Origin of the sequence: Kordiimonas gwangyangensis DSM 19435 = JCM 12864 (genome assembly GCF_000375545.1) — a bacterium.
Taxonomy (GTDB): domain Bacteria; phylum Pseudomonadota; class Alphaproteobacteria; order Sphingomonadales; family Kordiimonadaceae; genus Kordiimonas; species Kordiimonas gwangyangensis.
The window spans coordinates 409,802-424,427 of the sequence record NZ_AQXF01000005.1 but is presented as its reverse complement, the minus strand read 5'-3'; the positions used below and the strand labels follow the sequence as shown (position 1 = coordinate 424,427).

11 protein-coding genes are annotated in these 14,626 nt (G+C 60.6%); 7 read left to right on the top strand and 4 right to left on the bottom strand.

What is annotated here, in order from left to right; all coding sequences use genetic code 11:
• Window positions 1–10: 10 nt before the first annotated feature.
• Entirely contained in the window at window positions 11–505 is a 495-nt protein-coding gene (locus B150_RS0115950) for a hypothetical protein (protein WP_020400948.1), read from the top strand.
• 100 nt (window positions 506–605) lie between these two features.
• Window positions 606–1,457 (top strand): pyrroline-5-carboxylate reductase, encoded by an 852-nt coding sequence (gene proC, locus B150_RS0115945; protein WP_020400947.1) that lies wholly within the window; start codon window positions 606–608, stop codon window positions 1,455–1,457.
• Between the two features lie 17 nt (window positions 1,458–1,474).
• On the opposite strand, the gene B150_RS0115940 is transcribed toward proC, so the two are convergent.
• The 3 genes from B150_RS0115940 to B150_RS22635 are packed head-to-tail and all read right to left on the bottom strand — an operon-like array spanning window position 1,475 to window position 7,077.
• The gene (locus B150_RS0115940) at window positions 1,475–4,756 is read right to left on the bottom strand and encodes an error-prone DNA polymerase (protein WP_020400946.1); all 3,282 of its coding nucleotides are present in this window, start codon (window positions 4,754–4,756) and stop codon (window positions 1,475–1,477) included.
• Between the two features lie 10 nt (window positions 4,757–4,766).
• Window positions 4,767–6,338 carry a Y-family DNA polymerase gene (locus B150_RS0115935; RefSeq protein WP_020400945.1) on the bottom strand — a complete coding sequence of 524 codons (1,572 nt, stop codon included), beginning with the start codon at window positions 6,336–6,338 and terminating at the stop codon, window positions 4,767–4,769.
• Window positions 6,256–7,077 carry an ImuA family protein gene (locus B150_RS22635; protein WP_020400944.1) on the bottom strand — a complete coding sequence of 274 codons (822 nt, stop codon included), beginning with the start codon at window positions 7,075–7,077 and terminating at the stop codon, window positions 6,256–6,258. The genes B150_RS0115935 and B150_RS22635 overlap by 83 nt, the downstream gene beginning before the upstream one ends.
• A gap of 169 nt (window positions 7,078–7,246) precedes the next feature.
• Between B150_RS22635 and B150_RS0115925 the strand changes: the two genes are divergently transcribed.
• The 5 genes from B150_RS0115925 to B150_RS0115905 all read left to right on the top strand — a co-directional run bounded on the left by B150_RS0115925 (window position 7,247) and on the right by B150_RS0115905 (window position 13,963).
• Window positions 7,247–7,600, top strand: coding sequence for a hypothetical protein (locus B150_RS0115925; protein WP_020400943.1), 354 nt, complete (start codon window positions 7,247–7,249; stop codon window positions 7,598–7,600).
• Between the two features lie 61 nt (window positions 7,601–7,661).
• The gene (locus B150_RS21500; protein WP_081611499.1) at window positions 7,662–9,170 is read left to right on the top strand and encodes an efflux RND transporter periplasmic adaptor subunit; all 1,509 of its coding nucleotides are present in this window, start codon (window positions 7,662–7,664) and stop codon (window positions 9,168–9,170) included.
• Window positions 9,167–12,271, top strand: a complete 3,105-nt coding sequence (locus B150_RS0115915; protein ID WP_020400941.1) for an efflux RND transporter permease subunit — start codon at window positions 9,167–9,169, stop codon at window positions 12,269–12,271. Before B150_RS21500 ends, B150_RS0115915 begins: the two co-directional genes overlap by 4 nt.
• Window positions 12,272–12,371: 100 nt before the next feature.
• Window positions 12,372–12,791 (top strand): heavy metal-responsive transcriptional regulator, encoded by a 420-nt coding sequence (locus tag B150_RS0115910; RefSeq protein ID WP_020400940.1) that lies wholly within the window; start codon window positions 12,372–12,374, stop codon window positions 12,789–12,791.
• Entirely contained in the window at window positions 12,788–13,963 is a 1,176-nt protein-coding gene (locus B150_RS0115905) for a permease (protein ID WP_020400939.1), read from the top strand. The genes B150_RS0115910 and B150_RS0115905 overlap by 4 nt, the downstream gene beginning before the upstream one ends.
• Here the strand turns inward: B150_RS0115905 and B150_RS0115900 are convergent.
• A complete protein-coding gene (locus B150_RS0115900) occupies window positions 13,960–14,580 on the bottom strand; it encodes a hypothetical protein (protein ID WP_020400938.1) in 621 nt (206 codons plus the stop codon). The two genes, B150_RS0115905 and B150_RS0115900, sit on opposite strands and share 4 nt — an antisense overlap.
• Between the last annotated feature and the right edge of the window lie 46 nt (window positions 14,581–14,626).

Below are 14,626 nucleotides of genomic sequence, written 5' to 3'. Positions count from 1 at the left end.
AATGACAGCCATGAAAAAGATAGCGGCGCTCGCGCTGGTGATGTGCGTTGCGGCTTGCGCGACAGATGGCGCAAAGGGCCCGGATGCTCGCGCGCGTCAGGCGGCCAGTATGCCTCGCCTGGGCTCTGACGAGGTTCTGTCGCGTTTCAGTGCACTGCCTGCCCAAACCTTGGCTGAGGGCGAATGCGGCCTGTTCCTGTGGCTCAAGCGCGAGGACGCGCCGCTGGTGTTTTTCCAGCGTTCCAACAGCCTCGCCGCTGAGATGATTGTGGACGGTAGTTTGCGTTCCCTCACCCGTGACGGGGCGGAGCGGCCTATCGGCATGTCTTTCTTCGAGAAGCAGAATTTTGTTGGCGATGACCTGCGTGTCACTTTGCGTATCGCAGTGGAATCCGACCGCACGCTTCAGGGTGGCCTCAAAGTACCAAGCGGCATGATCTCCATCGATACCATGGAAGGCTGGTCCGCTGCACTTCCCGTTGCGGGCGCGATTGGCTGCAAATAGCGCTTTCTGCCAAATAACCGTCGTGGGTACGACTTTGCTTGCCCCGCTGCAGGGTTGGGGCTAAAGGGGTTCATTGCGCATTTGAGCGGAGCCCACGCCCATGAACGAGCTTGTGCCTGATCCCGTGACCGATGTGGTCGACCTGCCAACCATTGCGTTTATTGGCGGGGGTAACATGGCGTCTGCCATCATTGGCGGCCTTGTTGCGCAGGATTTTGCGCCGCGTGACATCATCGTCGCGAACCCGGGCCTTGGGCGGCGACTTCACCTTGCCGAAAAATTTGGCGTACGTACGACGGACAGCATTGCCGAAGCCGTGGCGGCCGCGCCCGTTGTGGTAATCGCCGTCAAGCCCGACGCCATGGGCGCGGTGCTGGCAGACATCGCAGCCGCCGGGCGTATCAAGGGGCGGCTTTTCATCTCCATTGTCGCGGGCAAGCCGGTGAAAGTGATGGAAAAGGCGCTGGGGGCCGAGGCCGCGATTGTGCGCACCATGCCGAACACACCGGTGCTTGTGGGATCGGGCGCGACCGGCATTTATGCCAATAGGAATGTGAGCGATGAGCAGCTGAATACCGCCATCGCGCTGATGTCCGCCGTTGGCATCTGTGTGCCGCTCGATGACGAGGCCCATCTTGATACGGTCACTGCGCTGTCGGGCACCGGGCCCGCCTATTTCTTCTTGCTGATGGAGGAGATGATCAAGGCGGGCGTGCAGCTCGGGCTTGACCATGAAACCGCGCGGGCGCTGACGCTTCAGACCGCGCTCGGCGCGGCGGAACTGGCGGTCTCGTCGGACGAAAGCCCGGCTACCCTGCGCGGCAGGGTTACCTCACCAAACGGCACTACAGAACAGGCGGTGGGCAGCTTGGTTTCCAGCGGTTTTGGTCCGCTGATTGAGCAGGCGATCCGCAAGGCCAAGCGCCGCGCGGCGGAACTTGCGGCTTCCTGATTTTTTCATATTTGGCCTCAATGGAAATCCCGGCTTTTGGGTACAAGCCCCTTCACGTTGCGCGGGTGCATGGCAGGGCGGTAGGTGGGCAGGCGGGTGTCGCCCGCCGTTGGGCGCAGGGCTTCATCTGCGGCAATAACCGGTAGTTTTAGCTTCTCGTCCGACAGACGCAGTAGTTCCACCGAGCGGTCCATCACATCATCTGCCACGATATGGGTGACACCGTCCTGCCGCTGCAGCCGTCCACGCACAAAAGCCAGGCGGCTGCCCATGACGGCGGCGCGCACACCCTCGAATACCTTTTTCCAGACGATGATGTTGGCGACACCGGTTTCATCCTCAATCGTCATGAAAATCACGCCCTTGGCGCTGCCGGGGCGCTGGCGCACCAACACAAGGCCCACGATCACCAGCCTGTCGCCGTCTTTCATGCTGTGCAGATCGATGGCCCGCACAGCCCCTTCGTGCGTGAACAGGGGGCGGAGGAAGGAAAGCGGGTGAGCCTTCAGGGATAGCCTGAGAGTTTGATAGTCATTCACCACATGCTCGGCGAGCGGCATTTCAGGCAACGTAACTCGTGGGTCCGTGCCGCGTTCGTTTGTCTCTGCGTGAGTAAAGAGGGGCAGGTTCGGTGTGTCGGCGAGTGCGCGGATCTGCCAAAGGGCGGCGCGGCGGTCGAGCGCGCAGGAGCCGAAGGCGTCAGCCTCCGCCAGTTTTTCCAGCTGCGCGACCGGCAGCCGTGTGCGGACGTGCAGGTCCTCTACATCAAGATACGGGCGTAGGCGGGCGGCTTCAATTGCCTTTGCACAGTCTTCCCGCACACCTTTGATCTGCCGCATGCCCAGCCGCATGGCGAAGCCCCATTTGTTACCCGGTGCAGGCTCAAGCGTGCTGTCCCAATCGCTTTTGTTGATGTCCACTTCGCGCACCTCAACACCGTGTTCGCGCGCGTCGCGTACAATCTGGGCAGGGGCATAAAAGCCCATGGGCTGGGAGTTGAGGAGCGCGCAGGCGAACACATGCGGATAGTGGCATTTCAGCCATGAGGAGGCATAGGCCAGCATGGCAAAGGCGGCAGCGTGGCTCTCGGGGAAGCCATAGTCGGCAAAGCCCTTGATCTGGTCAAAACAGCGCATGGCATAATCATGCTCATAGCCCCGACTGGTCATGCCGGTGATGAATTTTTCCTCGAACTTGTGGATGGTGCCCTGGTTGCGGAAAGACGCCATGGAGCGCCTGAGCTTGTCTGCCTCCACCGCGGTGAAACCCGCGGCCACAATGGCGATTTTCATCGCCTGCTCCTGAAAGAGTGGCACGCCATAGGTTTTGGCAAGCACGGCTTTCAGCTCATCCGGGTCCCCATGTTCGCGCGCGGGGCTCGGGAACGTGATGGGCTCCTTGCCTTGCCGGCGCTTGAGGTAAGGGTGCACCATATTGCCCTGGATGGGGCCGGGGCGCACGATGGCGACCTGCACCACAAGGTCATAAAACACATTGGGCCTGAGGCGCGGCAGCATGCTCATTTGCGCGCGGCTCTCGATCTGGAAGACACCGATGGTGTCGGCCCTGTGCGTCATCTCATAGGTCGCGCGGTCATCCTTCGGGATATCATGCAGGGTGAGCGCAACGCCGTGATGGGTGCGGAGTAACTCAAAGGATTTTCGGATGCAGGTGAGCATGCCGAGGGACAGCACATCCACCTTGAGGATATTGAGCGCATCAAGGTCGTCCTTGTTCCATTCAATCACCGTGCGGTCAGCCATCGCAGCGTTCTGGATCGGCACAATTTCATGCAAGGGGCTTTCCGTCAGCACAAAGCCGCCCACATGCTGCGACAGGTGGCGCGGGAAACCGACAAGTTCATGCGCGATCTCAAGTGTTTGCCTGAGGCGCATGTCATCCGGATTAAAGCCGGCTTCCTGCACCCGTTCATCGCTGATCTCGCGGCCATAGGAACCCCATACTGTGCCCGAAAGCGCGGTGATGGTGTCTTCCGACAGGCCCATCACCTTGCCCACGTCGCGCACGGCGCTGCGCATACGGTAGGTGATGGTGGTGGCCGCGAGCCCGGCACGGTGGCGGCCATAGCGCGCATAGATATACTGGATCACCTCCTCGCGGCGCTCATGCTCGAAATCCACGTCAATGTCCGGCGGTTCCTCCCGCGCGTCCGAGACAAAACGCTCGAACAGCAGGTCAACCTCAAGGGGGTCCACGTCGGTGATATGGAGCGCGTAACAGATGATCGAATTGGCCGCCGAACCGCGACCCTGACAGAGGATTTTGTGCGCGCGGGCATAATGCACAATGTCATGCACGGTAAGGAAATAGGGCGCATAGTTTTTCTGCGCGACGATGGCCAGCTCACGCTCCAGCGTTTCGGCTTCGCGCACCGGCACACCTTGTGGGAAACGTTTCTCCATCCCGGCGCGGGCGAGGGTTTCAAGGTGCGCTTGCGGGTCTATGCCTTCGGGCGTTTGTTCGCGCGGGTAATTGTAGCGCAGTTCATCCAGCGAGAAGATGCAACTGTCCGCCAGCGCAAGCGTGTTCGCCACTGCATGCTCAAACCCCTCAAACAGTCGCAGCATCTCAGACGGCGGCTTGAGGAAACGTTCCGCATTCTGTGCTGCGAGGTACCCGGCGCGGTCGATATTTGTATGCTTCCGCACGCAGGCCAGCACGTCCGCCATCACCCGGCGCGCGGGTGCGTGATAAAGCACATCATTGGTGGCGAGGAGCTTCGCGCCGGTGTGGCGCGCGATATGGTCCAGCCAGTGGATGCGCTGCCGGTCCTGCCCCTGATAGCGGTGGGTGGCGGTGAGGTAGATGGTCTTGCCGAGTGTATCCTGCAGGTGAGGGATGAAGGTGGCGAGGTCGCCTGTGACGGTTTCTGGCAGCAGCGCGAACTGGATGCCTTCAGCGTGAGATGCCACATCTTCAAGCCACAACTGGCAGTGGCCTTTGGCGGCGCGGCGGTTTCCGGTGGTGAGAAGCGTGGTCAGCCGGGCATAAGCCGCGCGGTCCGTAGGGTAGGCCAGTAGGGAGATGCCGTCCGGCACCGCAAAGGCGTCCACCTCCCGCACCTTGCCTGCCATCAGGTCAAGCCGCACGGCGGGAATGAACTTGAGGTCGTGTTCCTTCGCCGCCACATGGCCGCGTACGATGCCTGCAAGTGTGTTGCGGTCGGTGATTGCCATGGCCTTGATGCCGTGCATTTTGGCGTAAATCACCAGCTCATCAGCGTGGGAAGCACCGCGAAGGAAGCTGAAATTGCTGCTAACCTGAAGTTCGGCGTACATTGGCAGCCCTTCAGGCAAAAAAACCGTGCAGGAACCAGTCCGGCAGTTCGCTTTCACCCCCGCGCACGCCGGGTACGGCATAAAGCCCGCGCCGGAACAGCCAGAAGCGGCTGCCGCCTGTCACTTCCACGCGGTAATAGTCCCGCGTACGGTCATCCGCCTGTGTCCACCATTCGTTGGCAATGCGCTCCGGCCCTTCGGCGCGCACCACGCGGTGTTCAACCCGGCGCCAGCGAAAGCTGCGGGGTGCACCTTCCGGCACGGCGGAGAGTACATCCACCGGCTCGGGGCGCGGCAGCAGGCGCAAGGGGCGCGGTGCGGTGGTAGTGGGGCAGTGGTCCCAGCCCAGCTCATCCGCGTCTAAAGTCCGGCTGCCTTGGGTGGTGACGGTTTGTGCACGCTCGGGCAGGTGGCTGGCGTTATGCCTGAGCCTGAGCACCGCGCCGGGGCCAAGCCGCGCAGCCAGCCGGTCCATCAGAAGCGCGGTGGAATGCGCTTCTTCTTGCCGTAGGTCTCCCACCTGCGCGGGCATCAGGCGTTCGCTCTCGAGCGCCGAGAGGGTGAGGAGGTCAAAGCCGAATCCGGCCTCAAGGCCCGCGAGTTTCTCATTGAACAGGCGCAGCATATGCGCCTTGTCCCGGCTTGGGCGGGTAAGGCCAACAAGCAGGCTTTGCACCGTGCCGTCGACCCGGTAGGCATCCAGTCGCAGACGCCGTGCGCCGCGTTCCCCTTCCGCCAGTACGAGGCAGAGGTCATCCACGAGCGCCGCGAGCGCAAGCTCCACCTGTTCAAGGTGTTGGGCGGGTTCCATGAAGGCCTGTTTGACCTGCCATTCCGGCAGCGGTGTTAAGGGGTTGATGGGCTCGTCCCGCCGCCCGATAGCCTGATCGAGCCGTTCCAGCAGTTCCGTCACTGCCTTCGCCGGGTTGCCGCGAAACCGCCGGGCAAGCGCCGCGCGGGGCAATTCGCTGATATTGCCGATGGTCTTGAGGCCAAGGCGGTTCAGCATCAGCGATGTTGCGTCATCGAGCCTCAGCGCACGCACGGGCAGGGGGCTGATCGCTGCAAGGCTGGTGCCCTTGTCGATAATGCTGCCCGCCCGATTGTCCGTCTTGTAGCGCGCCAGCGCCCATGCCGCGCCCACGGTTTCTGCCATGGCGGCGCAGGCGGTGATGCCCGCGCGGGCAAGGCGGTTCTTGATGTCAGCGAGCATGGCTTGTTCGCCGCCGAACAGATGCGGGCAACCGGTCACGTCCATGAGGATTCCGTCGCGGCTATCAAGCGCCACGAGCGGGGTATAGCGCACCAGATAACGCGCTAGGGCTTCAAGCGCTGCTGCGTCCGCTGCCGGGTTCGCAGCGTCCGTCAGGATGGGCGGGTGGATGGCGCGGGCTTCGGCAAGTGTCATGCCCGCCGTGAGGCCGAGCGCACGGGCATGTGGCCCCACGGCATAGAGGCGCTGGGTCTGCTGCGCGGTTTCTGTCAGTGCGAAGACAGTCTCAGCCTGCTGCGTGTTGTTGTTCGCGCGGTTGTAGCGGTCGATCGGCCATTGGGGCAGCCACAGGGAAACTATCCGGCGCATGGGTCCACTCCAGAACATGATCATGGGGGCGTTTGCCGCCCCGGTGTTTGACAAGATTTGCGTGGGCGCGGCTTTCCCCCGGGGCTTGCGCCGCGAAATGCGGTGGCTCGCTCGCCTGCGCCCGCAGCGCTACCCGGCTATAGGACGCGCTTGAGGGGGCCTTTTCACTGCGCAGAATAAGGATGCAGCGCGTCATGCGCTCCCGCGTGGTGAGCGACAGGCGGCGACTTTCCGTGAGGTCAATGCCCTCCACTTCCCCCACCACGGCGGCGAGCTTCTGGGACTTCAGGCCTTCCTCGACCGCCCACAGGGCGTCAAGCCGGCTCCCGGCCCGCACGATGACAAGCCGGGCGGGGTCAATGCCGAAACGCTTGAGGCCGGGGCCATAGGGCAGGCCATGTTCCTGCACCATGCGCGGGCTTGTGACCCACAATATGGTGCCGTCGCTGGCCCCGAGCCCTGCCAGCGCATAGGCCATGGCCGGGGTGAAATCATCGGGCCGTTCAGCCCATACTTCATGCGCCCAACCAGCGGGAAAATCGGGTCGTTCGCTTGTAACTTCCTGATGTTCTTCTTGTTTCTCCACCTCCGGCAGGGCGTAGGCGTCCGGCCGGGCTTCAAGTTTGCTCACCGTCTGGCGGAGCGTTTGCAGCAGTGCTGCTTTTGGGTTGGTTTTTCCGTACGTTTTTGCCGCCTTCTGGGCGGTTGGCAGGTTATCGTTTTGCGCCAGATTGTGCACGGTTTTGCCTCAGATACTGTCGTGACTCGGGATGTTATTTGTTCCCTATTTGTTCTCATAATTGGAGCAAAGAGTCAAGACGGGCGGAACAGAACGCACGACGACCTCACCAAGCCTTGATCATAATCTGCTTGACCCCGGACTATGGTCAAACCTTATAGTGGCGGCCATGAACCGCGTGAAACATATGCTGGGCCTTGCGCTCATTGTTGTTGCCTTCCTTGGGCAAGGCATCGCCGCATCTGCCGATCAGGCCGGGTGCTGCGCCCCTGAAATGCGCGCGGCCATGCAACAAGCCATGATCGCAGGCATGGACATGCCGTGCCATAGCGACGCCATGGGCGACCCGGCAGATGTGAAGGCAGACAACTGCTGCAAGGACATGGCAAGCGGCCCTGTGATGGCCGACCTTGGCAGCATTGAAGCCCTCGCCACTTTCACGGAAAACCAGCCGCGCAGCTTTGAAGCAGTGACCGCTGAAGGCCGCACGCCGGACTATATTCCTCCACCACCCAACGCCTGACCTTCTGTTCGCGCAGGTCACACGTGTGCCTGCTTGGTTCAAGACGGTTAGGTGATACAAAATGAAATTCATGCAAGGCCTCGCAACCGGGGCAATTCTCGCCATTCTTGGTGTTGGTGCGCTTTATATGAGCGGCGCGCTTGACGGTGTGCTGACAGATAATGGCGCGGCTTCCGAGCGCGCGAATACCACAGCAGTTGAGAAAGAAATCCTCTACTGGGTCGCGCCGATGGACCCGAGCTACCGGCGTGACGGCCCCGGCAAATCCCCCATGGGGATGGACCTGATTCCCGTTTACAAGGGCGAGGAACAAAGCGGTTATAACGGTGTGGAGATTGACCCCCGCCTTGCCGCCAGCATCGGGGTGAAAACCGCGCCGGTGAAGCGCGAAACCCTGACACCCGAAATTGCCACCATCGGCCAGTTCACCTATGACGAACGGCGCATGGAACATGTGCATGTACGCGCCGCCGGCTGGGTGGAGAAACTGTATGTGCGCGCCGTGGGCGAGCCAGTAAACGAAGGCCAGCCGCTGTTTGACGTTTATGCGCCCGAACTGCTGGCCGCACAGGCCGATTATATCCAGGCGATGGAGACCGGGCAGAAACAGTATCTGGACGGTGCTGTGGAACGGCTGCGCGGCCTTGGCTTGACGGATGAGGACATTAATGCCCTCAAGGGTCGCAAGAACCTCAAGCCGCTGCTGACCATCCGTGCGCCGCGCGCGGGCGTTATCCACCAGATGAACATTGGCGACGGCGACCGCATCAATGTGGGTGTGCCAGCGATGAGCATCACGGAGCTTGACCCCATGTGGCTGATCGCCAATGTGTTTGAGGCTGATACGCCGCTTGTGAAAAAAGGGGCGGATGTCACCATCACCCCGATGGATGGCGGCGCGGGCGTGAGCGCCAAGGTGGATTATATCTACCCCACCCTTGATACCATGACCCGCACCAGCCGCGTGCGTATTGTGGTTGCGAACCCCGATGAGGCCTTCCTGAACGGCATGTATGCGCGCGCCAACATCGCGCGTGCGCCGATTGCTGATGCGCTGACGGTGCCCACAAGTGCCGTTATCCGCCTCGGCCACGGTGCGCATGTGCTGGTGGCGGAAGGTGAAGGCCGTTTCCGCCCCACGGAGGTTGCGCTCGGCGCCGAAGTGGGTGAGCGCACCGTGATCACGGAAGGTGTGCAGGAAGGCGACGCTGTTGTGGTGCGCGGCCAGTTCATGATCGATTCCGAGACCAGCTTCCAGGGTGCGAAAATGCGCATGCTGGGCGAGGATGAGGCAGCGGACGACATGGATATGTCCATGGATATGGGCGAGGCCGATACCGATACGGTCGAAGGCACCGTGAACGCGGTGGACCTTGAAGCCCGCAAGCTGAACATCAGCCATGGGCCGATGGAGAACTTCGGTATGATGGGCATGACCATGGACTTCCCTGTGGGTGAGGACGTGGTGCTAACAGGTGGCCTTGAAGGTGCGCGTATCCGCTTCACGGTCAGCCGTGACGGCATGCGCTTCACCATCACCGCCTTCGACGTGCTGGAGGCCGGGGAATGATTGCCGGGCTTATTCGCTGGTCGCTTGGCAACCGGTTTCTGGTGCTGGCTTTTGCGGCCCTTTTGACCGGACTTGGTTTCGTTGCGGTCAAGAACACACCGCTTGATGCCATCCCTGACCTGTCGGACGTGCAGGTGATTGTGAAGACATCATACCCCGGCCAGGCGCCGCGGGTGGTGGAGGACCAGGTCACCTATCCGCTGACGACAGCGCTGATGGCGGTGCCGAAGGCAACAACGGTGCGGGGCTATTCCTTCTTTGGTGACAGCTATGTTTATGTGCTGTTCGAAGAAGGTACGGACCTTTACTGGGCGCGCTCAAGGGTGCTTGAGTATCTCAATCAGGTTTCAGCAAGCCTGCCGTCTGGTGTGCAGCCCTCGCTCGGGCCCGATGCCACGGGCATTGGCTGGGTGTACCAGTATGCGCTGGTTGACCGCACCAGCGCGCATGACACCGCTGACCTCACCAGCCTGCAAAACTGGTTTTTGAAATTTGAGCTGCAGTCGGTGCCCGGTGTTGCCGAAGTGGCGACCATCGGCGGCATGGTGCGGCAGTATCAGGTGACGCTCGACCCCGACCAGATGCGTGCCTATGGCCTGACGCTCGCGAACGTGCGGCAGGCTATTATGGCAGGTAACGCCGAAGTTGGCGGGTCGGTCATCGAGATGGCGGAAGCGGAATATATGATCCGCGCGCGTGGTTATGTGAAAAGCCTTGGTGACCTTGAGGCCATCCCTGTCGGACGGCTCTCTAACGGCACACCGCTGATGCTTCGGGACATTGCCACCATCGCCTTTGGCCCTGAGATGCGCCGCGGCGTGGGCGAGCTGAACGGTGAAGGTGAGGTGGTGGGTGGTGTCATCATCATGCGCATGGGGGAAAATGCGCTCGGCACCATCGAGCGGGTGAAAGAGAAACTAAATGCCCTCAAGGCCGGCCTGCCGGAAGGGGTTGAGATTGTCGAGACCTACGACCGTTCCGGCCTCATCCTGCGCGCGATTGATAACCTGAAGGAAAAGCTGACCGAAGAATTTATCGTGGTGGCACTGGCGTGCGCCCTGTTCCTGCTGCACATCCGCTCGGCCTTCATTATTATCCTCACGCTCCCCTTGGGGGTGCTGGCGGCATTCCTTGTCATGCGCACGCAGGGAATCAACGCGGATATCATGTCGCTGGGTGGTATCGCCATTGCCATTGGCGCGATGGTCGATGCGGCCATTGTGATGGTCGAGGCCCTGCATCGCAGGCTTGAAGAAGAGGCTATCACCAAGGAAAACCGTTGGCAGATTGTGACAGACGTATGCACCGAGGTGGGGCCTGCACTTTTCTTCTCTCTCCTCATCATCACCGTCAGTTTTGTGCCGGTGTTTGCGCTTGAGGCGCAGGAAGGGCGCATGTTCGCCCCGCTGGCCTTCACCAAAACCTACGCGATGGCGGGCGCGGCGATCCTGTCCGTCACCCTTGTGCCGGTGCTGATGGGCTACCTCATCCGTGGCCGCATGCGGCCGGAGACCGCGAACCCGATCAACCGCCTCATGCTGGCGCTTTACCGCCCGGTGCTGCGCCTGTCGCTTCGGTTCCCGAAAACCATCCTGATGTTGGCGCTTGCGGCGGCGGTGTCTGGCATTGTGCCGCTGTCAAAACTCGGCAGCGAATTCATGCCGGACCTCAATGAAGGTGACCTTCTGTTCATGCCGTCTGCTTTCCCGGGTGTGTCTGTCGGCAAAGCGCGGGAGATTTTGCAGCAGACCAACAAGATGATCATGACCGTGCCGGAAGTGAAAACCGCGCACGGCAAGGTGGGGCGTGCGGGCTCGGCCACTGACCCCGCGCCGCTCACGATGATTGAAACCGTTGTGCAACTGAAGCCGCGTGCGGAATGGCGTGAGGGTGTGACGCTCGCGGATATCAAAGCCGAGTTGAACGCAACCGTGCAAATGCCGGGGCTGACAAACCTGTGGGTCATGCCGATCAAGAACCGGATCGACATGCTGGCGACGGGGATCAAAACCCCCATCGGCATCAAGATCGCAGGTGCGGACCTTGAGGTGATCAACAAGATCGGCGGCGAGCTTGAGGCACTCCTCACGCCGCTGGAGGGCACAGCGTCTGTTTACGCTGAGCGTGTTGTGGGTGGCCGTTATCTGGACGTGGACGTGAAGCGGGAAGAGGCCGCGCGCTACGGCATGTCGGTCGCGGACGTGCAGGAAGTGGTACGCTTCGGCATCGGCGGTGCCAACATCGGCACCAGCACCGAAGGGCTGGAGCGCTACCCCATCAACATGCGTTTCCCGCAAGCGGACCGTATGACACCGGCGGTGCTTGAACGCCTGCCGGTGGTGACCAAATCCGGCGCGCATGTGCCGCTTGGTGAACTCGCCACCATCCGCGTAGAGGACGGCCCCGGCATGATCAGGAGCGAAAACGCCCGTCCCGGCGGCTGGGTCTATATTGATATCAATGACCCTGACGTGGGCGGCTATGTGAAACGCGCCAAAGCGGTGGTGGACGCGGGGCTTGATCTGCCCACGGGCTATACGCTGCATTGGTCCGGCCAATATGAGTTTATTGAGCGCGCGACCGAACGCTTGCAGGTGATTGTGCCGATCACCCTCGCGGTTATCGCGCTCTTGCTCTTCATGGTGTTCCGTCATCTGGGTGATGTGGCGATTGTGATGCTGTCGCTACCTCTGGCTTTGACCGGCAGTTTCTGGTTCCTGCATCTGATGGGCTTCAACCTGTCTGTCGCTGTGGTGGTAGGGCTTATCGCGCTTGCCGGTGTGGCGGTGGAGACGGCTGTGGTGATGCTGGTGTTCCTGCATGGCAGCGAGAAACACTACAAGGCCAAGTATGGCGAGGAGTATGACATCAAGGCCATGGTGATGGACGGGGCGCTCTTGCGCCTGCGCCCCATTCTCATGACCGTGATCACCGTGATTGCGGGCCTTGTGCCCATCATGCGCGGTGAAGGCACGGGCTCTGAGGTCATGCAGCGTATTGCCGCGCCCATGGTTGGTGGCATGGTGACGGCGACCATCCTGTCGCTCATCGCTATCCCGGTTATCTTCTATTTGTGGCGGCAGGCGAGGGCCAAAAGATAACCTATTGACCCTGTAGTTACCTACAAGGTGTAGAATGAATGCGAATCAGGCCAAAGACCGGTTTATCTCCGGCCCGAGGCGACAGATGAGGAGCATAACCATGAAAGCCATGACAATTGGCAAACTGAGTAAAGCCACCGGCGTGGGCACCGAGACCATCCGCTATTATGAGCGTAACGGTTTCCTGCCCGCGCCGGAGCGGTTGCCGTCCGGTTACCGCGTCTACAGCAGCGACGCCGCCAAGCGGCTGAAGTTCATCAAGGAAGCGCAGGCGCTTGGCTTCACGCTTTCCGAGATTAGCGAGCTGTTTGCGCTGACGGACGACCCGGAAACAGACTGCGCGGATGTGAACGCCCGTGCGTCAGCCAAACTTGCCGAGATCAATGAGAAGATCGAACGCCTGACCCTGATGCGCGAGAGCCTTGAACGGCTGTCGCGCTATTGCCCGGCGGATGAACATCCCATTAGCGAATGCAGCATTATCAACCACCTTTACGGTAAATCGGGGTTCGACGCATGAGCACCCATGACCATACATCAAGCTGCTGTCATAAACCTCAGCAGGAAAGCTCCTGCTGCCCGAGCACGCAGGAAAAACACGCCCACCACCATGCAGTCGCAGCGGATAGCTGCCATGCGGAAGCGTCCCATCATGATCACGGGGCAGGGGATAGTTGTTGCCCGCCGAAGGAGAAGACGGACTGGCTGCTTTGGGGCAGTGCGATCCTCGTCGCCATCGGCTTTGTGTTGGCGCTGCTGCCGTTTGAGCTTCCCGGCTTCCTGAATACCTACGCTGAAGGCGTTTATGAACTTGCCTCCCGCATGTGGTGGGGTGTGCTTATCGGCCTTGTGATGGTGGGGTTTCTCTCGAAAGTGCCGCGGGAATTTGTGCTCTCGGTCATGGGGAAGGGCGGCACGTTCACGGGCCTCGTGCGCGCGGTCTTGGCAGGCGTTCTTCTGGACCTTTGTAACCACGGTATCCTGATGGTGGGGGCGAAGCTTTATGAGCGCGGTGCATCATACGGCCAGGTTGTGGCCTTCCTGGTGGCGAGCCCCTGGAACAGCTTTTCCCTGACCCTCGTGCTGGTGGCGCTGATTGGCCTCAAGTGGACCATTGCCTTCATAGTCTTCTCCATGGTGATTGCGCTCGTGGCTGGCGTTGTGTTTGATGTGCTGGAGCGCAAGGGCATTATTGCCGCTAACCCGAACAAGGCCGACCTGCCGGAAGATTTCCACTTCTGGACGGAAGCCAAAGCGGGCCTCAAGGCCGTGCGCTGGGACGGCGCCTTCTTTGCCGATGTGGCCAAAAAAGGCGTGAGCGAAAGCCGCATGGTGCTGCGCTGGATCCTGTTTGGCATCGTGCTTGCCGTTGTGGTGCGTGCCTTCATGACCGGCGACATGTTCAGTGATTATTTTGGCCCCACGCTTCTTGGCCTTCTGGCGACCATTGGTGCGGCGACGATCATCGAGGTATGTTCGGAAGGCTCGACACCGCTTGCGGCTGACCTCATCACGCGCGCCAATGCGCCGGGAAACAGCTTCGCCTTCCTGATGACCGGAGTTGCGACCGACTATACCGAGATCATGGTGCTGAAATCCGCCACCGGGCGTTGGCTCAACGCCCTTCTGCTGCCGGTTGTGACCGTGCCGCAGGTGCTGGTGGTGGCCTACTTCCTCAATATGGGCGTCTAGTTACGCTTATTCTCTGGCAACTGCCTGCGGGCAGTTGCCGCAAGGCCGATATAGTCAGCCGAGCTTTGTTTCTCCACCAGCAGGCAATATTGCTGGGTGCTGGCTTCCTTCGATTCCCGGTCGTCATTCTGCGTCGATAACGCGGCGGCAAATTCAAACGCATAAACATCGTGTGCCATGTCAGATAGCCACGCACGGGTCTGGTCATCGGTCATGCCGACAAATTTTGCCCATTCGGGTTCCTCATATTGTGAGGTGATGATCTCAATGAGGTTCATGGTCGCGAGCCGGTTGATCGGCTTCATATTCACATTGAGTTCATGCCGTTTGCAGTAGGAAGAATAGGCGCGGAACTTCGCGGCAGATAGAACATAGTGATAGAGCGGGTGGTTGGTCAGCCGGATGCGGGTCCATTGTTCTAGGGTGAACAAACGAAGCGCCGCGAAGCTATCGCCTTCCGGGGTGTATAGGTCTTCCGGCACATCATAATGCGGCAGGTCACCGACGTTGAGGCGGTCTTTCCCGCTTTCATCAATGTCTTTTTCCTGTGCAAAAATGGGCGTACTGATAAGCGAACCCAATAAAAATAATGCCAAAACCGGCTTATAAACCCGCATGATGTCCCCGCTGCCTGAAAGTGTGACGGTATTTTCGCTGTTTTCA